The following is a 19650-nucleotide window of genomic DNA, read 5'->3' as shown; positions in this document are numbered from 1 at the left end:
TTATGAAGCGGATGTTGTTCCCAAGGGGCTCTTTGGAAGCAGTATCAAAGAACCTGTGTTCTCAGAGTCCGATCTACTTATTGTTGATTCAGATATCAAGCGAATTATAGGGAAGCTTAGAAATCTGATAGAGCTTTTCACCTATACTGATGATGAAGTTCTCGCTAGTAGTCTCTACAGAATTCTGTCGGATAACTTAGCCGGAATAAGAATCCCGAGAGATTCATCCAGCTACTGGAAGGCAGTTCTAGATGATCCGGAGATCTCTGGCGAGGTATCGGCGGTATGGCTGCCTGAGGAATTCACTAGATCTGAAGGTCAACGACTTAGTGAAGAAGATCACAACACATTCACTGAAGCAGAGAGAAATGTTGAAGAAGAACTTGCAAATCTCAAGAGACGCTTCCCTAGTCGGCTTACAATGACGCTTTCTGGTCATGCACACATTGACTACGCGTGGTTATGGCCGCTAGAGGAGACTAGAAGAAAGATACTCAGGACTTTTTCCAATTCTGTGAGGCTTGCAAAAAAGTATCCCGAGTACATTTTCTCACAGTCTTCCGCTGCTATGTACAGAGATGTAATGGAAAGAGACCCCGGTCTATTCAAGGAAATACAGCTCCTTGTGAAAGAAGGTCGCTGGGAGTTGCTGGGTGGAATGTGGGTAGAGAGTGACACCAACCTGCTGAACGGCGAATCTTTGGTAAGGCAGTTTCTCTACGGTCAAAGATTCTTCATGGAGCATTTTGGAAGAAAGTGCAGCACTGTATGGCTTCCAGATGTCTTCGGATTCTCCTGGATTCTTCCTCAGATTATCCGGAAGGCAGGTATGGACTCTTTTTTCACAACGAAAATGACCTGGAACGAGAAGAATAGCCTCCCCCACGATCTATTTGTGTGGAGAGGAATAGACGGTTCTGAGGTAATCTACCACAGCTTCAAGAATCCATCCAATGGATACAACGGTCTTCTGGAACCAAAAGACATCCTGACAACTGCAAAGAACTTCAAAGACCAAGATTTGTTCCCAGAAACCGTCTTTTCATTTGGCTATGGTGATGGAGGCGGGGGACCTACAGATGAGATGATCGAAAACTACAGGTTTCTCAAGGATCTGCCTGGAATGCCCGAACTGGTGATGAGAAGCTTTGAGAGTTACTTTAAGCGGGCAGAAGAGGTCTCTCGCTCGTTTCACGTACATGACGGCGAATTGTATCTTGAGCTTCACCGTGGCACTTACACCTCTCAGGGAAGAATCAAAATGGCTCACAAAGAGTGTGAAGATTTGCTAAGACTTGCGGAGATGCTTGGCGCAATCTCAGGCTATAAGCCCGGGGAGATCGAATTACTATGGAGGATCCTCCTTCAGAATGAGTTCCATGATATTCTGCCTGGTTCATCAATAAAGGAGGTTTATGAGGACGCATTGAACGAACTGGATGAAGTCCATTCAGCCACATCGTCAATGGTTCAGGCCTCTTTTGATCGATTGACGGACGAAGACAATATGAAACTGACAGTCTTCAATCCGAGTTCTTTCTGCAGGAAACTTGAATTCACTGCACAGGGTTCGAAAGAACCGTTTTGCCCTACGGGTGAATTCTCTTGCCAGTTGTTGGATAACGGTGATACTTTGTTCTTATCAGAGCTGGAAATTCCTCCCACCGGCTTCGTAACAATAGAGTTCTCTAATAAAGAGATCGTGAACCCGCACACAGAATATCACGACTCAAAGTTGATGGAAAACGAATATCTCACTGTTGAAGTAGATGCAGAAGGAATAAGTGTTTATGACAAAGAACACTTAAGAGACGTATTCGATGGAAAAGCCTCAATAGCGATTTTCAAAGACATTCCCTCTTACTGGGACGCATGGGACATCGAAAGAGATTATCGTAACACCGCAGAGAGCCTGAAGCCTTCGGTGATTAAGAAAACTGAATTCGGCCCAATAAGAGAGACAATCAGATGCGTCTTTCAGGCGGGGAAGACAAGGATAATCCAAGACATTTCTCTTTACAGAAACTCAAGACGTGTCGAGGTAAAGAACACAGTTGACTGGCATATGAGAAGAACAATGCTCAGAGCCTTGTTCCCCTTGAAAGTCCTCACAAGACAGGCAAGATATGACCTTTCATGCGGGTTCATTACACGACCCACAACAGAAAACGATGTAATAGAACAGGCGGCTTTTGAGGTCCCCGGTCATAGATGGGTAGATCTATCAGAATACGATTACGGTATATCGATATTGAACGACGGGAAGTATGGTTACGGAGTAAGAGGATGCAATGTGTCCCTTAACTTGCTTAGATCTCCAGTATTTCCCGACTTCACAGCAGACGAAGGGCGTCACGAATTCACATACGCTGTTTTTCCTCATGAAAGTTGCGATCTGCTCAAGACAGTTCAAGAGGCAGAATTACTTAATACAAGACTACTTACGAGTAAGGGGTCTTTCAGGGCGAATTCACCGATCTTCGAAGTGAAGGCGTCGACTTTAAGGATTATGGCCTTCAAGATCGCCGAGAATGGGAAGGGTAGAATACTCAGGGTATGTGAGCTGTTAGGATCAAGAGGCACAGCTGTGATAAGGAGCACTCTGGATTTTGAAAGGGCCTATCTCACAAATCTTCTCGAGGAAAGGATAGAAGAGCTGGATGTTTCTCATAGCACCTTCTCTCTGAACTACGAACCTTTCGGGATCTATACGATCCTGCTGGAATAGTGGTTTTCCGTAAATACTAAGAGTTCCCCGCAGTTCTTTTCAGAAGCCAGGCCATATTCTGACCAAGAGTTTTCATAGTTCTTATACCCTCTCTGTCGCCTTGAAAATCGCCCTTCTTCCAGGCAATTGAGAGATTCCAATATGAAGATCCAGGTACTATCATCTGAGAGATAAGGAAGAGGTGATTAATTGAATCGAAAGCATGTACCGAGCCTCCTCTTCGAACGGCTATGACAGCGGCTCCCACTTTCCGCTTAAGCATTGCATCATTAGCAAGAGCAACCATTCCCACTCTGTCGATTAGAGCCTTCACTTCAGGAGACACATCGGCAAAGTAAGTCGGAGAACCAATGATGATACCGTCGGCTTCAAGCATCTTCTCGATGCAACCATTGACGTAATCGCCGTCTATTATGCATCTCCTATCCTTCGTCTTGAAGCAGACATTGCAGGCAGTGCAACCTCTTACGGAATTTCCACCTATCTGAACCGCTTCGGTATCGATTCCTTCTTCGCGCAGTACACCTAGGACTTCTTCAATCATCTTTGACGTATTCCCGTCCCGGCGAGGACTTCCGTTGAAAGCCACAACCTTCATATCAAACCTCCCAAACCCATGAAAAATGGAGGGATTCAACCCTCCACAAATCTAACATCTGAGAGCCCTCTTATTCAACCCTTAATTAGTCTCTTGGCTTCATCAATAGAGGGGATCTTGCCTGACAAAACGATTTTTCCGTCAATTGCTACGGCCGGTGTCGAAACAATTCCCTTCTCCATTATTGCCATCATGTCCGTTACCTTATCAACTTCTGCATCTGAACCTAGCTCTTCGACAGCCTTTTTCATGATCTTCTCAGTTTGCTTGCATCTCGGACAGCCTGAACCAAAGATTTCGATCTTCACTATACGACCTCCTTAATCCTAAAATAGATTTCCATATATGAATCCCCAAAACGTAGAGAAGACAACTACTAATCCAAAGTAAGTGAAAGCTCTCTTCTTTCCAAGAAGGCGGGTGATAACAATCATGCTGGGCAAACTAAGTGAGTTGCCAGCCATGAAAAGCGCCAGTGCAGGACCCTTACCCATTCCTAGAGACATGAGCGACTGGACGATAGGCACTTCAGTCAGAGTCGCAAAATACATGAATGCTCCAAAGACAGATGCGAAGAGAGTTGAGCCGAGTCTGTTACCTCCGAGAAGCGATTCTACGAAGCTTTGCGGAAGCGCACTGGAAATGATTCCTGCCGCAAAAACCCCAAAGAAGAGGTAAGGAAGAATCTTCTTTGCAAAGTCCCATGTTTCACCTATCCACTGATTTCTCAGTTCTCCCTTGAAACGTATAGCCATCACAAAAACTGCAATAGCGGAGATAATCAGTATTGATGCCTTAACAATCGGATTGATAGCCAGCCCGCCAACAATTAGGAAAGTCATTTGCAGACCCAGAAAAGCAATCGCTTCGGGCCAGGAAATCTGATCATCCGATTCCTGAGTCGCAAAACCTCCCGATCCCTTCTCTCTGAAGATGCTCTGCATAGTTAATCCAATGACAATCGCTGAAGTCGAGGCCCCAACGATTCTCACAAGTGCTATCTCCCAGCCGATCGCGCTTCCAGTAAGAAAGATCGCAGCAACGTTTATCGCCGGACCGCTGAAGAGAAAGGCAACTGCCGGTCCTAGACCAGCGCCCCGTTTGTAGATACCACCGAAAAGAGGAAGAATCGTACACGAGCAAACTGCCAGAATTCCACCAGAAACGGCGGCGATTGGGTATGAAATGATCTTTCGGGCGTCGGGACCCAGTAGTTTTAATATTGCGTCTTTCCGTATAAATACAGTGATAGTTCCCGCTATGAAAAAGGCAGGTACAAGACAGAGAAGTACGTGTTCTCTTGCATATGAACCAAGCATTGTAAATCCGCTGATTATCGCATCCTGCACATATTGGCTTCCAAAAGGCAGAAAATAGAAAACCAGAAAACCAGTTGCCAGCAATCCGAACTTCGTAACCTCTTTCTTCAAATCTTTCTCCATCTCAAAAATGCCTCCTATTCACTAAGGCCGGTACACTGTGCATATATCGCTTCAATACTTTCCTTTCCGGTTATTATTTCGAGTATTACCGCCATAAGAAGTATTCCCGGAATGTTTATCACCAGTCTGAGCAGAGCGAACCCTGCTCCCATTGATCCCATCTCGAACATAAACATCGGAATCTTAGTTGTTGACCATGCTCCGATGAAGATCAGCACATTCGAAAACTTCACTCCTTTCTTCATGAAGACCGCTGCTATTGGAAAGGCTCCATATAAAGGCCCCGCCGCAGCCGCTCCAAGAAGAAAGGAAAGTACTATTCCCTTAATACCTGATTCTTCTCCCAGATGTCAGATAATCCTTTCTCTCGGAATCCATACATCGAGAAGGCCCAATAGGATAAATATCGGAGGAATAACAGACAGCATCTCCAGAAAACTCGATCCAGTAATGCTCAAAGCGCTTCGCCCGAGCTGATTGTCGGCGGCAAATACAACAGAAACGACAGCTGCCATTACTAGTGGAAAGACATACCTTTTCGCCTTCATCCCAAAATCATTCCCATAAGACCTGCCACTATAAACGAGAATCCAAATGCCATCACATTTCTAATAATCGTCAGTCTGCTCCCGAAATACTTCTTCTCCACTGGAAAAGTTGCAACTCCAACCATCATGAGAGTGGAGATGAAAAGAGCTATCTGAGTTATCCCGGCACCGTTATCTACCAAGATGGCCGCCGTAGGAAAAGCGACAAAACCGGGAATCAGCGTGATAGACCCCACTATTGAAGCTATCATCAACCCCCAAACTCCCGAACTTTCTCCCAGCAGCTGCGAGATTGTCTCGGGATTCAAAAGCGCAATGAGTAGCCCAACAAAAAGCATAATTGCTATAAGTTCAGGAAGGATTCGCTCAAATGATGTCCAAGCCTTCTTGAGAGCCAACAATGTCTTCTTGCGGCTCTTAATGAGAGAAACCAAAAGAAGCAATCCAGTAACTGCATATATGATAACGCTGTACATGGGTCGCTACTCCGTTTCTTCCGAAGACTCATCAGTAATAGAGTGAGCAAGCTTAATAATCTCCAGGACCCTACTGTCTGCTATGCTGAGCTCCTTTCTCGTACCATTCCTTTTCTCAACAATAAGCTTCGCATCGACTAAGGCCTTGACATGTCTCGAGAGAGTTGTTTTGTCTATGGGGAACAAGTCGTCGAACTCGCAGACGCACAGAGTACCTTCTGAAAGACGCTCCAGTATTTTCAAACGCCACCTGCAACCTAGTGCCTTGAAAAGCATTACTGTCTTCTTGTTCATCGAGACACCTCCTGTCAAGATACACTCATAGAATAACCGATATTGCATTGTTGTGCAACAATGAAACTTAACGTTCCGAAAAAGCTCGGAAAACAATCGGCGAGTATCATATTCATATATTCGAATGTGAGAATATTGGAGGCAGTATATTGGAACAGAAACTTGACCTTTTCAGCAAGTACCTTACAGTGTGGGTGGGGTAGCTATGTTTCTAGGGGCCATACTGGGTAACATTCTTCCCGGTCTATCAAATTCCCTTGGGAACTGGCAAACCGCAAATGTGTCAATTCCTGTGGCAGTAGTCCTGCTCTTCATGATTACCCAATAATGCTAAAAATCGAGTTCAAAGAAATAGTCTATGTGCAGAAGAACTCTAAGCCTCTTCTGGTTACATTGATAGTCAACTAGGCGATAAAGATTCTCTTCTCTCCCTTTATTCCTGAAAGACTTGCCAATGAGTATGTTGCAGGGATGGTATTGCTTGACTGGCTCCGTGTACTGCCTATACACACTCTCTTATTCCGTGGCTGCTTCTTCTCTTTATCCCAGTAAGATATTCCCTCATAAACGTAGGTAACCCCTGTATCCTTATTTCTTACATGAATACGATGAGCCATGCATTCTCTCCTCTCAATAGGTATACACTTATCCCTAATAAATGCACGAAATGCAAGCCCACAAGATACTGTAACGAAGATGCTCTGTTGCCTTCGAAGAAACCTAGTTACAAAACAAGCGGGATGTCAGGTTGTTATAGGTGCTGTGCTTGTTTCAAGCTTGACGGCGGCTCCCGGTCTGTCTAGATTCCTCCAGAAATACATGGGAAAGTTAGTCGGTCCGATAATGATCATCCTTGGTATGTTTCTACTTGAACTGCTGAGTTTCAGAAACAGGGGAAGAAATCTGGATACAAAATCACAAGAAAAGATCAAGAGCAAAGGCCTGCTCGGTGCCCTGATCCTCGGCTCTCTGTTCGCCCTTACCTTCTGCCCTGTATCGGCTGCATTGTTCTTTGGAAGTGTAATTCCACTGGCCGCCAATGAACAGTCCAGACTACTAATCCCTGCAATCTATGGTATCGGCACAGGCTTACCTGTTGTGGTAGTCTCAGTTGGAATTGCCATAAGCACCAAAATGGTTGCGAAGATGTTCAGCCGAATCACCTGATTCGAGTACTGGGCGCGAGCAGTTACAGGAGAAGTTTTCACAGTCCTGGGAATCTACCTGAGCAATACAAGGATTTTCTTGTGAAACGCTTCACAAACAGTGGTCGAAAAATTCGTTCAAGTCAAAACTGCTATAATCTCACTCCAAACCTTGAAAGGATAAGCAAAAAGAAGGCATAGCCCGCCATCATGATTCCACTGGATAAAGCAAGCGCTACGTAGAAATTGATGCCTCTTCTAAGAAACAACGGCATAGCAACAAAGAAAATCAGAGAAGGAAGAACAAATAAGAGAATACCGATGGAAAGTTCTGCAACTTTACTTGGATTTTTTGTATCGTTGTAGAGCCAGAATAGCGCCAGCATTGAAGTAAGGGGTAAAGAAGCTATAAGTCCTCCAATGTATCCGGACTTCTTGCTAACTTCAGAAACAAGAGCGATTATTATCGATGACACAAGGATTTTGACGATGTATGTCAACAAACTTGTTCACCTCCGCTTCGATCATTCTTCTTGCCCACGTTGCCAATTGCTTTGAATAATCTCCTATTACTTTGCTCCTGAGATTCTACTGCATTATCATACGCCGGTTTGACTCAGCTCGTTATCAATCGATCCTTCGTAAAAACAATCACGATTAGTCCTCCAGCTGCAATGAGTGAAGCCATCATGATGAACATGACGAAATAAGAGTATTCTGCAACCGTTCCGGCCAGTAAAGGCCCCACCATGAAACCAATCGCTCTCGCTGACCTAAGCAGTCCAAGAAACTCGGCCCTTCGCTCGGGTGGTGAGCTCAAAGATATCATAGTACCAGCACCGTTAATGAAAGCACCAAAGGCAATTCCAAGCGAAAAGTAACCGAGTGCTATCAAGACCCAGCTCTGCGCCATCGCAAAGAAAAGCATCGTGAATATTGTAAGGCCGATACCGATCAATGTGCTTTTCCTGGGTCCTATTCTGTACATTACTCTACCGAAGAAGATATGGGAGAATATTTGCATGAAAGGATTTATCGATGTGATTATCGCCGTTGCCGAAGCCGACAGACCTATCCTTTCCGTCATGAATATCGCAATGATAGAAGTCGCTCCTGCAGTACCTAACTGCCTTAAGAATGTTCCGACATAGACCGCCCACAATCCATTCTCCCAGAGCGGCGAAGAATCCTGCTTAAGAGGGAACAGTCTGTTCAGAAAACCCTTTCTGCGGGCCACGGTGTGTTCTTGATCCCTCAAGAAAAGAGCCGGAATCACTGCTAAAAAAGCTATTGTCGCGTACCAGTTGATCGTCTGGGTTACAGTAAAAAATACTAGAAGCATAGAAAGCAGTAGCCTGCCTGATAACATCCCCATTGAATTGGCGGTGTTCAGTATCGATAGCTCCCTTGAAGTATTTCTGACAGAGTCTCTGGAATGCTCAGTGCTGAGCGCCATTGCTATGGGCTCAAATCCAGCTGTGAAGAATGCTATCAAAGCAGAGAACAATATGAAAACTAACGGTATCTCGATAACGGAATAGGCAAAGTAGAGAAGAGCAGAAGTCAGAACAAGCACTATCATTAACGGTTTTCGCCTCTTCAGGCTGTCCGATATCGCTCCCCACGCTGGCGAACCAAGAGTCTCAACCGCTCCCCTAACTGTTGTTAGAAGTCCGACCATAAGAAGAGACGCTCCCAGCTCCCTCAACTTCAACTGAAGTAGTAAGCCGAAGCCGAACATCACGAAGAACACAATGAGGGATGTTAGCAAAAGTGGAAGACGTTTGTTGAACAACGGAAACTCTCCTTTAGTTTGATTTGCTTACCAATTATAGCACTTCAATGACTACTCAAATCCAGTCTTATGGTTCAGAGAGCTTATTACGGTTGATCTTGGAAATCTTCTCTCGAAACGATCAAAGTTCGGGATCTCTTCTCATTGCTGTAGGCTCTTCTCCAGAAGAATTGAGAATTCACTCATCCCGACAGCCTTAGACCAATTGTGATAATCGCTGTCAAAGACACATTCAAAAAACGTTTCATCAACACCTTCTCCCGACAGATCATTCGTGGCAAATGAAAGCAGTTTCTTCGCAACACCCTTTCCTCGAAAATGTGGCATGACAAATACGAGTTCTATATATCCAAGTAGATTATATGTCATCAAATCCTCGAAGACAGAGTAGATAAGTATCCCGACAGCTTTCTCATCTCGCCTGCAGATGAGAATTCTGCCCCCTGAATCCAGAGTCTCATTCAACGTGAAGAACAGCTCGCTTGGAGTCATGGACAACTGGCTTCTCAACACTTCAGGAGAAGAAGAAATCTCGAAAAAAACACTTCTCAAATCTTCGCGTATACCGCGCATTACCTCTAGCCTTCTATCGGCAACATGGTGTGTTCTGCCGACACTAAAGCAAATCTTCTTCTCTTTAAACGAGGCAAATACTATTCCACCGACAAGAAAATCATCCCACACTAAAGCAAATCTTCTTCTCTTCAAACCCGTCGCTCTTGAGAAGGCGCCATCCTGCTCCAAGCCTGTATGTATTTGCTGTGACTGTCAAGTAAGAGGATCTCTTGAGTTCTTCTAAAGAAGCACTAAGCAGAAGCTTCCCTGCTCCACTTCTCCTATATCTGTCGCTCACAAACAGGTCATAGATGTGATAGGATCTTCCGAACGGAGTCTTTCATCGATCTGGGGACCAAAATGTACATGTCCTACGATTTCTTCGCCGCTCCTGAGAACTATCAAAGAGTCTCCTCTCTTGAGAAAGTCGGAGTATACTTCATCCATCGGTCTTAGATCCGGAAGTGAATACCTCCCGCTACTAGGCTCGGGAAATGAGTAATGCATTTTCTTCATGATCTCGAATTTCTCTTCTTCAGATGGTCTATCGATTAGTAGATTCTGCATTTTCGCCCGCCTATAGATAAGATAGATGCTCCTTTTTCTTACTCTCTCCTGTATGATTATAGTAACTTAGCAAATGGAGGTGTAGTAATGAAGAAAGTGTTATTGGTTTCTTTGCTCGTCGCGTTCGCTCTAGTTGCCTTTGCACAATCGGAATTCATGATCCCAATGAGTGCGAGCGACTTCAATCTGCGAGGACCGGTCAAGACAGTTAAGATAGTTTATCCAGAAGACGAGTTCTACATGGAAGAGGATTTTGCGTTTCCGTCTTACGAGATACTCACTTTCGATAGATCGGGCAGACTTCTATCACAGATTTCTTCTGACAAAGAAGGGAACGAAATCAGTGCGATTCTGTTCAACTATGACGCAAGCGGAATGCTAGCTTCTATTACCGGAAGAGAAAATGGAGTTGAAGAATCAGTTGAGCAAATAACCATCGAGAATGGAAGAATAGTGTCAATCATTGTAGAAGATGGAGAGGGAGAATCCACCCTCATAATGGAATACGACGAGTTTGGCAGGTTAATCGCTCAGAAGATATCTGGAATCAGCGAGGGCGAGGAAATCGAAATGACGATATCGATGGCTTACGATGAGAGAGGCAATCTTGTCGAAGAGGGATTTGGCATGATGGGAATGGATCTAAGCAGAACCTTCTACGAATACAATGAGAAGAATCAGAGGATAAGAGAATCGGAGTTCATGTACATGTTTGCGATGCCCGGAGAAGACGTAGAACCAATCGTGTCTACTCTTGAATACAACGAAATGGGCGACGTATCGATTAAGATCTCCGATAGCTACTGGGGAGATGAGAAGGAAGCGGTCGTGTACGAGTATGAATATGACTCAATGGGCAACTACATCTCTATGGTAGCCTACTATGTCATGAACATTGCCGACCTTGAGACAGATGGTTGGAAAGAGATGGCGATGATAGAGCAGGAAGAGACAAGAGAGATTGAGTATTACTGATTAAAATGACAAATCGCAAGAGGGTGGAAACACCCTCTTTTTATTTCGAAGCAACCAATTTCATTTTCCTCGTGTTTGCTGCGACTTATTATAACGACTTTTGTTTTTATCTCACGACGATACATGAACTAGAATGAAGAAGCATAGAAGAGTAACTAATCAATAATCACCTCATGTCTCAGCTGAACGTTCATGATAATGTGTGAATAGACTTGGCTATTACAATACGAGTATGTTTATATTACTGTGTAATCGTTTACGCAAACGTTTACAGGAGGATTTAAGGTATAAATGAAGAGTAAGATAAGCATACGTGAAGTAGCGGAGAAGGCGGGAGTTTCGACGGCCACAGTCTCCAGAGTTCTCAACAAAAGTCTTTATGTAAGCCCTGAGCTTGAAGAGAAAGTCAATAGGGCCTCTCAGGAGCTTGGTTATGTCCCCAACAGACTTGCCAGAAGTCTCAGGATCGGTAGTAGCGGCATGATAGGCTTCCTTATCCCCGATATTGTGAATCCCTTCTTCTCCCAAATAGTAAAGGGAGCCGAAGATTATCTGCGCGTGAAGGGGTATTTCATTTTTCTTGTCAGTTCATCAGGTGATCCTCTAAAGGAGGAAGAACTTCTAAAGGCACTGTATTCAAGGAATATCGAGGGAATTGGCGCAATACTCCTCGGAGAGCTTCCCGAGTCTATTAAGACCATTTCATCTCACCTACCGATCGTGATTATCGATAACTATCAAGATTGGGAAGGGGTCTCTTATGTCTTTTCAGACAATTACGACGGAATGAGAAAGATGATGGATTATCTTATCAGAGCTGGTAACAAAAGCTTCGCTTTTTTAAGTGGTCCCGTAAATACCTTCTCCTCCAGAGAGAGGTTGAGGGCATTTGAAGATGCTATCTCAGAAGAAAATAGTGATTGCGAGATACATTTTGGAGACTATACCTTTGAGAGTGGTAGAGAGATGTTGAGAAGACTCAAGAGAATACCCAATGCCATAGTATGCGGCAACGATATGATAGCATTCGGAGCGATGATGGAGTTGGCTGAAATGAAATATGATGTGCCTAAAACCGTTTCGGTTACTGGATTTGATGACATACTCTTCTCAAGGATGACCAACCCAAGGTTGACAACCGTTCGGCAGGATGGATACGCTATGGGTAAGGCGGCCGGTGAGATGCTTCTGAGAAAGATCAGTGGTCAAAAGACTAGCAGCAAGGTCCTTCTGAAGACCTCGCTTCAAATCAGGGAGAGTAGCAATGGATGAGTTCATTCTCAAGATGGAGGGTATCTCCAAGAGCTTTCCCGGTGTAAAGGCGCTGGATAGCGTCAGTTTCGATCTGAAGAGAGGCGAGATTCTTGCTCTGATAGGCGAAAACGGTGCCGGCAAATCAACTCTCATGAAGATTCTGAGTGGTGTTTACAGACAGAATGAAGGGAAGATAATTCTCGAGGGCAATGAAGTTCGCTTTGAGAGTCCTTCAGATGCCATAGCGCATGGAATAGCAGTAATCTATCAGGAGTTGAATCTCAGCGAGGATCTAACTGTTGCAGAGAACATATATCTGGGAAGAGAGAGTAGCTCCTGGTGGAATCTTAATCGCAGGAAACTCAGAAGAAGGGCGGAGGATCTTCTGAGATCACTCAACTTTCCAGTGCCTGCGGGCACGACAGTTAAGAAACTCAATGTTTCCGAAAAACAGCTTGTCGAGATCGCCAGAGCCTTGGCTTCCGATGCAAAGATAATCGTTATGGATGAACCTACTGCAACAATAACAGAGCATGAAACGGCGATACTTTTCAGACTTATGAGAGAGCTCAGAGAGAAGGGCGTTTCGATAGTCTTTATTTCTCACAGACTTGAAGAGGTTTTCGAAATAGCCGACAGGGTTACGATATTGAGAGATGGATCGTTCATATCTTCCGGTCCTACGGAAAGCTATACTGGCGATCGTTTGATAAAGGATATGGTAGGAAGAAGAATCGACGATATGTTCCCAAAAGAGAATCTTGTGACCGAAGAACCCGTTTTCATGGTTGATGGGCTTTCGGTATCTGGACATTTCGAAAATGTCTCTTTCGAAGTGAAAAGAGGCGAAATCTTCGGAATAGCGGGGCTTGTGGGTTCAGGTAAGGGAGCAGTTGCCCTTGCCATATACGGTGGCATAAAGGCTAGTGCAAACAGGGCCGAGTTATCCAAAAGACCATATCCTATTCCCATAAGGCCGGACAGAGCACTGGCAAGAGGAGTTATTCTCATACCCGAAGATCGCAAGACACAGGGATTAGTAATGCCTTTGAGTATAACAAAAAACGTTGTGCTGCCAAATACGGAACTTGTAAGTAAGCTAGGTAGCATTAGCTGGAGAGCGAGTAAGAGACTTGCTGAAGCGATGATAAAGAGACTGACTATAAAGACACCTTCTCCAGATCAGAGGATTAATAACCTTTCTGGAGGGAATCAACAGAAGGTAGTTCTGGCAAAGGGACTCATTAAATCTCCTGAACTCGTAATCTTCGTTGAACCAACCAGGGGAATCGACGTTGGAGCAAAGGTTGAGGTTTACCGCTTGATGAATGAACTGGCGAATCAGGGTAAGGGAATCATCATGATATCTTCTGAGCTGCCAGAAGTAACCAGTATGAGCGACAGAGTGCTCGTAATGCACCGGGGTCGACAGGCAGCCATATTCGAAAGGAAGGATATTAATCAGCAGAACATCATTTCTGCGGCAATGGGAGGGCAAAGATGAAGAAAACCCTCAGCCTTTTGAGAAGGTTTCCGATCGTTGTCGGTTTTGTTGGAATTGTTCTTGTGTTCAGCTTTCTAAGCGATAGATTCTTTACCGTTTCGAATTTCATGAACGTTCTCAGACAGGTCTCTATAAACGGAATAATTGCATTTGGGATGACCTTTGTAATAATCTCTGGAGGGATAGACCTTTCAGTAGGTTCGATATTCGCTTTCTCAGCAGTAGTCGGGGCAAGTGTTATTAAGAACACTTCTCCTCTGCTTGGAATTCTGGCTGCGCTCGGAATAGGTGCTCTTATGGGTGCATTCAATGGTGTAATCATTGCCAAAATGAAACTTCAGCCCTTCATAGTAACTCTTGCCACTATGGCAATTGCCAGAAGTCTCACTCAGGCTTTCACTCAGGGAAGGCCTGTAACAGGTTTTCCGGCAGGTTTCAGGGAAATCGGGCGCGGAGAGATCTTCGGAATTCCTGTGCCTGTGTTAATAATGCTTGGAGTATTTGCTCTTGCCTGGTACCTTCTCTTCAATACGAAGCTGGGTCTATACACTTACTCAATAGGTGGAAATGAGCAGGCGACAAAGTTAAGTGGTGTGAAAGTGGATAGATATAAGATTGTTATTTACATTATAAGTGGGCTTCTTTCTGCACTGAGTGCGCTTATTTTGACAGCAAGACTGAATAGCGCCCAGCCCATATTTGGAGAGGGTTATGAGTTGGACGCCATTGCCGCAGTCGTTCTGGGAGGAACGAGTCTCTCCGGTGGAAAGGGGTCGATAGTCGGAACGGTTTTTGGCATCATGGTTCTTGGAATAATAAACAACGGTATGAATCTAGTAAATATCTCACCATTCTACCAGCAGGCAGTAAAGGGAGCCGTAATACTCCTGGCAGTTATGGCCGAAAGTAACAACGATTGAGCGATCTTACTAAAGGCCTTCAAGGCCTATTTTTGATAAGGAGGTACTGAAATGAAGAAACTACTTGTAATTACCTTTGTTCTGGTAGTAGCGTCAGCATTTCTCTTTGGAGCAACGTACAGAATTGGACTCTCTCTATCCACTCTCAACAATCCGTTCTTTGTAACACTTAGAGACGGAGCTCTTGAAGCAGCGGCCGGTCTAGGAATAGAAGTTATCGTAGCCGATGGTCGCGATAACCCTGCAAAGCAGCTAAGCGATATCGAAGACTTTGTGCAACAGAAACTGAATCTAATAATCATTAACCCTACTGACAGCGATGCTATCGTCACTGCAGTAGAGGAAGCTAACAAGGCTGGGATTCCTGTAATAACGGTTGACAGAGGAGCTAATGGCGGAAAAGTAGTTGCGCATATTGCTTCGGATAATGTTGCGGGCGGCATGATGGCCGGTGAGTACGTTGCAATGCTACTCAATGGAAAGGGGAACGTAGTTGAACTTGAAGGAATCGTTGGAACATCGGCTGCGCGAGACCGTGGTCAGGGCTTTGGTGCAGCTATTTCAAAATACCCGGGCATCAAGATAGTTGCAAAACAGGTTGCAAACTTCAACAGAGCCGAAGGACTTGTAGTAATAGAGAACATCCTTCAGGCGAATCCAAATATAGACGCTGTGTTTGCTCACAATGACGAGATGGCTCTTGGAGCAATCGAAGCCATAAAAGCCGCCGGTCTTCTAGACAAGATCAAAGTCGTAGGTTTCGATGCCATTGATGATGCCGTTGCGGCCGTAAATGCAGGCGAAATGGCTGCTACTGTTGCTCAGCAACCATTTGTTATGGGCCAACTTGCCGTTGTCAAAGCGTTCGAGTATCTGACTATCGGTACGATTTATATCCCCGTAGATCTCCAGTTGGTAACGCTGAAGTAATTTGGATTAAAAGGCCGGGGGGCGTGATCTCCCTCCGGCTTTTTTATGGAGGCCTTTATGATAGCAGTTATTGGAAGCAGTAACGTCGACATGGTAATAAACGTAGACAAATTCACTATGCCCGGCCAGACTCAGAAAGGTTTGGAACTTTCCTACTATCCAGGAGGCAAGGGCGCAAATCAGGCAGTAACGGCCAAATCGCTTGGTGGGGACGTATTCTTCCTGACTTGCCTGGGAAACGATGGAAATGCCCAGATGATGAAGAGAGAGCTTGAAGCTATTGATCTTGGACACGGAATAAGACTTGTAGATTCTCCAAACGGAGTTGCATTGATAGAGGTTGCAAGATCAGGAGAAAACAGGATAATAGTATACCCGGGTGCAAACTCTCGACTGTCTCCAGAGATTATCGACGATTCAAGAGAGAGTTTGCTAAAGGCTGACATTCTTCTGCTACAAAATGAAATCCCCTTCAAATCGTCTCTATACGCAGCAAAGCTCTTCTACAAAGCCGGAAAGACCGTTATCTTCGATCCTGCGCCGTCAAGTAATATAGATAAATCGATTCTACAATACGTAGATATTATTACCCCGAACGAAACGGAGATGGCTGAGCTTACGGGACCGTCGCTCTGTATTGAAGAAGCCGCCGTGAAGCTTCTTGAAATGGGATGTGAGAATGTTCTGCTAAAGAGAGGGGAAAAAGGAGTTCTCTTCACAGGAAGGTCTAGAAGTCTAGTTGTTCCGACTTTCAGAGTAAAAGCTGTTGATTCAACCGCAGCTGGCGATGTCTTCAATGGCGCCTTCGCCTGCTCGCTTGACAGAGGACTGGATCTTCACTTTTCTCTCAAGTACGCCTGTGCAGCCGCGGCTTTATCTGTTACCAAAAGGGGAGCCCAGAGGTCAATTCCAAGAAGTGAGGATGTTGAAAGTCTCCTTTTTGAACGAGGGTTCGAGAGTTATCGGTAGTCTCTTTGAAAGACCTGATTGCTTCTGAAATTCGAACAATCCTAGAAGTTTCTTCTCTGTTCAACTCTCTTCGAGATTAAGTTTCAGGCCGTTCGTCATTTTGACTGATGCTGATTTGATCTCGAAATAACCTTCAAGTGTTAGAATCAAATATAAATCGAATTGCTATTACTCCAAGGGTTCTTTTGAGAGCCTGATTCGTCCCGCTTCTTATAGCGCTTATGGATACGGTATTTCTGTATACCCTTAGTGTGTCTCGAAAAGAGGGTCTCCAAAAGATTCAATAGTGGTACCATTGAACTGACTAAGAACCGGAAAAGAGGCCTAAACGGATGTTATCACAAGGGATGGAGAAAAAGGGAAGCATTTAAGGTACTGGATAACCTGTACAAGTTCATGGTTAAGGGAACTGTAAAGAAAGTAAGGGGAAGAAACAAAGAGTACGATAAAACAACGATATTGAAGTTGCTGGTACTGCTGACACTTGCAAAGAAATCGTATCGAAGAGCAAAGAGGTTTCTTGAAGGGAATGGCGAGTATATCGAGTACCTAGGGCTGAAGACGATACCATCATTCCAGACCTTGTGTCGAAGAGCCAAACGGATACCTCTTCATGAAATAGTCCAGAAGATAACTAAACTCTTCACAGATCTGGAAGGGCTCGAAAGGAAAGAAGTTGCGGTAGATTCGTTCGTGAGCGGTCATGTAAAGGCTCTACAGCACAGAGAAGAAGGAAGAGAGAGAAGTATAAAGACCAGGGGGCCACTTGGGCGAAGACGAACAAAGACTTACGTTATGGAAGAAAGGTGCATATATCTCTTAATCTGGTCAACAAGTTAATAATCGACTGGATCATATCTGGAGGATCGACACACGATTCGAAGGTGGCACCGAAGATGGCAGACACATGTAAACCTAAGTACATTCTTTCTGATAGCGCATATGATTCCAATCAGTTCTATGGCTATATATTCGAGAAGACCGGTTTGATAACGGTTATTGACATAAACAGAAGAAGAGGTCTAGATACAGAAAAGCAGAAACAGCTCCGTTGACTGGCAACTGGACTGAAAAAGCTTCACTCAATGAGGTAGCAGCTAAGGGAAGAGATAGAGAGAACCAATTCAACTCTAAGGTATCGTTGATTCAGAATTCATATAGTACATAAGAAATAGAGACTTTGACACAGTTATCGGCCTTAAGATTCTCACTTACAATCTCGTGGTCATTTACTATCATCTTCACCATCGTTATTTGAGAAAGATTATGGATATCATTCAAGCTATTTGATTAGTGAGACACCCTATTTAGGTTTACTCTTCATAACAGAACAGAGTGAAAGCACAAAGAAGATAGCAAAATCAATTAGAAATTGACTATTCGCTGTCTACACTTTCACTACGTTATTGTCTCTTTTTCCTCTCTGGGAATGGGTTTCATTCATTTCATGTCGGGGAACTTCTGTTGGAGAGGGTTCTCAGAGTAAAAGGCACTGTAATTACCAGTGGGATTACACCATCATAGAATCTTTATGCAGAGGCTCGTGACGTTCGAAACCTTATGTCTGACGTATTCAAGGCAATTATGGGTTCTGACAGAGTACGTGACGTGAAATATGTCGCGGGAGCGGCCGCTCCAAACTGGACTGCCGTTCAAGCTGCAATGAACGATCTCTTGACTACTGAAAAAGTGGATTACATTACCCTCTACTTCATTGCACATGGAAACACTAACTTGATGAATCTTGGAGGAACAACTTTCTACGCGAGTCAGTTGAGAAGCTACATCCTTGAACATCCAAATGTAAAGTTCTGCATAATAATCGAATCATGCCATGCAGGAAGCTGGCTTGATGGTCTGAAATCCGGCGGAGTCATTCCAGCGAACATCGAGATTATTATCACTACAACTACCGCTGCCAAGAGTGCATATCCCGATTGGGACAGTGCAGGCGGCTCATCGGATCACAACCCTGACGATATGTATGTTGAGTGGTCTGGAGACTTCCTGCAGAAATTGTCGTACTACACAAGTGATGCTCACTGGCCAGAAGTAACTACTTATGCCACTTCCAAATCGATTGACCAACTTCCGGCTCTATTCTACAAATGCTATAAATCTATAAAGGGAGCATCTCCTTCTACTACCTCTTTGACTTTGACAGAGCGCTCAGTCGCAGGCTCCATTCAACAACCAATGATCTTCACTAAATGGGCTCCGTGATACTCTTTTGAATGCTCGTTTGAGAGCGGGCTCTGCCCGCTCTTCTCATGAAACTTCTGCCACCCTTTTCAAAGGCTATAATTGAGTATGGATATCTTTCATATGATAAAACTCGAAAAGCGGGAAGGCTATACCATACGACTTGGAGTCCTCAGGCGTGAAACTGACCTTCTCAGAAACGAGATAGAGTATTTCAGGTCAGCTGCCGATTCCATAATAAGGAGCTCACTCTTCGACAGCGCAATTATTAGAGCATCGAAACTTATCAGAAACAGCGGATTCACAATGAAGAGTTTCCGCGAATACATTCGACAGGGTTGCCCCAGGCAGTTTAGAAGAGAGCTCTATCGTGTTCTGGACGACTTCGAAAGAGAAGAGGCTCTTCTGGCAAACAGAATAGCGAGACTGAAGAATCGTCGTGACAGGGTGATTGTTCATATGGATCCTCGTTTTGCCTTTCACCCGGAAAGAGAAGATGAGAACAGAGTAGATCTAGAAGACATAGAAGCAATCTGCTCTCATCTTGAGAGGCAGATAGAACTCTTTAATGATGACGGATAAACGGAAAATGAAGGCTCCCTGTATATGAATGAGGATTCGTAAACCACACTCAGAAATACGTCTTCGCTCGATCGTTTTTTGCGATGAAAACGGGTTACATGATGTTATGGGTTTCGCAATATGTTTCTGGCAAAATAGAAATGGCTCCGGATCTTCTGCCTCATCG

Annotated in this window: 21 protein-coding genes and 2 pseudogenes (1 of these 23 only partly in view); 12 read left to right on the top strand and 11 right to left on the bottom strand. The window is 44.4% G+C overall.

All coding sequences use genetic code 11. From position 1 onward, the window contains the following. Positions 1 to 2728, top strand: partial view of an alpha-mannosidase gene (locus tag B3N33_RS04900; protein ID WP_292592347.1) — the 3' portion only. Its footprint begins 338 nt before the window's first position; the window shows 2728 of its 3066 coding nt (coding positions 339–3066); its start codon lies beyond the left edge, outside the window; its stop codon occupies positions 2726 to 2728. 16 nt (positions 2729 to 2744) lie between these two features. Here B3N33_RS04900 and B3N33_RS04895 read toward each other — a convergent pair whose 3' ends face one another. From B3N33_RS04895 to B3N33_RS04865, 6 genes and pseudogenes are all read right to left on the bottom strand, one after another. Beyond that, entirely contained in the window at positions 2745 to 3326 is a 582-nt protein-coding gene (locus B3N33_RS04895) for a flavodoxin family protein (protein ID WP_292592345.1), read from the bottom strand. Positions 3327 to 3400: 74 nt separating this feature from the next. Then, on the bottom strand, positions 3401 to 3634 hold the full coding sequence (locus B3N33_RS04890) for a thioredoxin family protein (RefSeq protein WP_099829744.1): 234 nt from the start codon (positions 3632 to 3634) through the stop codon (positions 3401 to 3403). Between the two features lie 18 nt (positions 3635 to 3652). Beyond that, the gene (locus B3N33_RS04885) at positions 3653 to 4768 is read right to left on the bottom strand and encodes a permease (RefSeq protein WP_099829743.1); all 1116 of its coding nucleotides are present in this window, start codon (positions 4766 to 4768) and stop codon (positions 3653 to 3655) included. A 14-nt stretch (positions 4769 to 4782) separates the two neighbouring features. Then, positions 4783 to 5316: pseudogene (locus B3N33_RS12940) on the bottom strand (permease). Beyond that, complete coding sequence (locus B3N33_RS04870) at positions 5313 to 5792, bottom strand: permease (protein WP_214060145.1); 480 nt, start codon at positions 5790 to 5792, stop codon at positions 5313 to 5315. Before B3N33_RS04870 ends, B3N33_RS12940 begins: the two are co-directional and overlap by 4 nt. Positions 5793 to 5798: 6 nt before the next feature. Then, on the bottom strand, positions 5799 to 6086 hold the full coding sequence (locus B3N33_RS04865; RefSeq protein ID WP_099829740.1) for an ArsR/SmtB family transcription factor: 288 nt from the start codon (positions 6084 to 6086) through the stop codon (positions 5799 to 5801). 615 nt (positions 6087 to 6701) lie between these two features. Here B3N33_RS04865 and B3N33_RS04860 point away from each other — a divergent pair. Then, positions 6702 to 7253: a sulfite exporter TauE/SafE family protein gene (locus B3N33_RS04860; protein ID WP_349680362.1), complete on the top strand. Its 552-nt coding sequence runs from the start codon at positions 6702 to 6704 to the stop codon at positions 7251 to 7253. A 130-nt stretch (positions 7254 to 7383) separates the two neighbouring features. On the opposite strand, the gene B3N33_RS04855 is transcribed toward B3N33_RS04860, so the two are convergent. The 5 genes from B3N33_RS04855 to B3N33_RS04835 all read right to left on the bottom strand — a co-directional run bounded on the left by B3N33_RS04855 (position 7384) and on the right by B3N33_RS04835 (position 10148). Further along, the gene (locus tag B3N33_RS04855) at positions 7384 to 7734 is read right to left on the bottom strand and encodes a DUF3147 family protein (protein ID WP_292592344.1); all 351 of its coding nucleotides are present in this window, start codon (positions 7732 to 7734) and stop codon (positions 7384 to 7386) included. Between the two features lie 113 nt (positions 7735 to 7847). Next, positions 7848 to 9026, bottom strand: a complete 1179-nt coding sequence (locus tag B3N33_RS04850) for an MFS transporter (protein ID WP_214060141.1) — start codon at positions 9024 to 9026, stop codon at positions 7848 to 7850. 141 nt (positions 9027 to 9167) lie between these two features. Continuing rightward, positions 9168 to 9734 (bottom strand): GNAT family N-acetyltransferase, encoded by a 567-nt coding sequence (locus tag B3N33_RS04845; protein ID WP_214060140.1) that lies wholly within the window; start codon positions 9732 to 9734, stop codon positions 9168 to 9170. Beyond that, the gene (locus B3N33_RS04840; protein ID WP_292592342.1) at positions 9700 to 9879 is read right to left on the bottom strand and encodes a hypothetical protein; all 180 of its coding nucleotides are present in this window, start codon (positions 9877 to 9879) and stop codon (positions 9700 to 9702) included. The genes B3N33_RS04845 and B3N33_RS04840 overlap by 35 nt, the downstream gene beginning before the upstream one ends. Next, entirely contained in the window at positions 9876 to 10148 is a 273-nt protein-coding gene (locus B3N33_RS04835; protein WP_292589106.1) for a hypothetical protein, read from the bottom strand. The genes B3N33_RS04840 and B3N33_RS04835 overlap by 4 nt, the downstream gene beginning before the upstream one ends. A gap of 87 nt (positions 10149 to 10235) precedes the next feature. On the opposite strand from B3N33_RS04835, the gene B3N33_RS04830 reads away from it, so the two are divergent. The 10 genes and pseudogenes from B3N33_RS04830 (at position 10236) to B3N33_RS04785 (ending at position 19484) form a co-directional block, all read left to right on the top strand. Continuing rightward, a complete protein-coding gene (locus B3N33_RS04830; protein ID WP_214059714.1) occupies positions 10236 to 11123 on the top strand; it encodes a membrane-binding protein in 888 nt (295 codons plus the stop codon). 291 nt (positions 11124 to 11414) lie between these two features. Continuing rightward, the gene (locus B3N33_RS04825) at positions 11415 to 12395 is read left to right on the top strand and encodes a LacI family DNA-binding transcriptional regulator (RefSeq protein ID WP_214059715.1); all 981 of its coding nucleotides are present in this window, start codon (positions 11415 to 11417) and stop codon (positions 12393 to 12395) included. After that, the gene (locus tag B3N33_RS04820) at positions 12388 to 13881 is read left to right on the top strand and encodes a sugar ABC transporter ATP-binding protein (RefSeq protein ID WP_292592340.1); all 1494 of its coding nucleotides are present in this window, start codon (positions 12388 to 12390) and stop codon (positions 13879 to 13881) included. Before B3N33_RS04825 ends, B3N33_RS04820 begins: the two co-directional genes overlap by 8 nt. Further along, positions 13878 to 14801, top strand: coding sequence for an ABC transporter permease (locus B3N33_RS04815; RefSeq protein ID WP_099830800.1), 924 nt, complete (start codon positions 13878 to 13880; stop codon positions 14799 to 14801). The genes B3N33_RS04820 and B3N33_RS04815 overlap by 4 nt, the downstream gene beginning before the upstream one ends. A 51-nt stretch (positions 14802 to 14852) precedes the next feature. After that, entirely contained in the window at positions 14853 to 15731 is an 879-nt protein-coding gene (locus B3N33_RS04810; protein ID WP_099830801.1) for a D-ribose ABC transporter substrate-binding protein, read from the top strand. A 57-nt stretch (positions 15732 to 15788) separates the two neighbouring features. Beyond that, entirely contained in the window at positions 15789 to 16700 is a 912-nt protein-coding gene (gene rbsK / locus B3N33_RS04805) for a ribokinase (RefSeq protein WP_292592338.1), read from the top strand. A gap of 396 nt (positions 16701 to 17096) precedes the next feature. After that, on the top strand, positions 17097 to 17540 hold the full coding sequence (locus tag B3N33_RS04800; RefSeq protein WP_214059716.1) for a hypothetical protein: 444 nt from the start codon (positions 17097 to 17099) through the stop codon (positions 17538 to 17540). Next, positions 17501 to 17755, top strand: a pseudogene (locus B3N33_RS04795) (transposase); the annotation flags it as partial. The gene B3N33_RS04800 and the pseudogene B3N33_RS04795, both read left to right, overlap by 40 nt. Positions 17756 to 18260: 505 nt before the next feature. Continuing rightward, entirely contained in the window at positions 18261 to 18923 is a 663-nt protein-coding gene (locus B3N33_RS04790) for a C13 family peptidase (RefSeq protein WP_292589089.1), read from the top strand. A gap of 102 nt (positions 18924 to 19025) precedes the next feature. Beyond that, complete coding sequence (locus B3N33_RS04785; protein WP_099830877.1) at positions 19026 to 19484, top strand: hypothetical protein; 459 nt, start codon at positions 19026 to 19028, stop codon at positions 19482 to 19484. The last annotated feature ends 166 nt before the right edge of the window (positions 19485 to 19650 follow it).

It is taken from the genome of Mesotoga sp. UBA5825, from assembly GCF_002432955.1.
Classification (GTDB): Bacteria; Thermotogota; Thermotogae; order Petrotogales; family Kosmotogaceae; genus Mesotoga.
The sequence above is the reverse complement of the archived record's forward strand: the minus strand, read 5'-3'. Positions and strand labels throughout refer to the sequence as shown.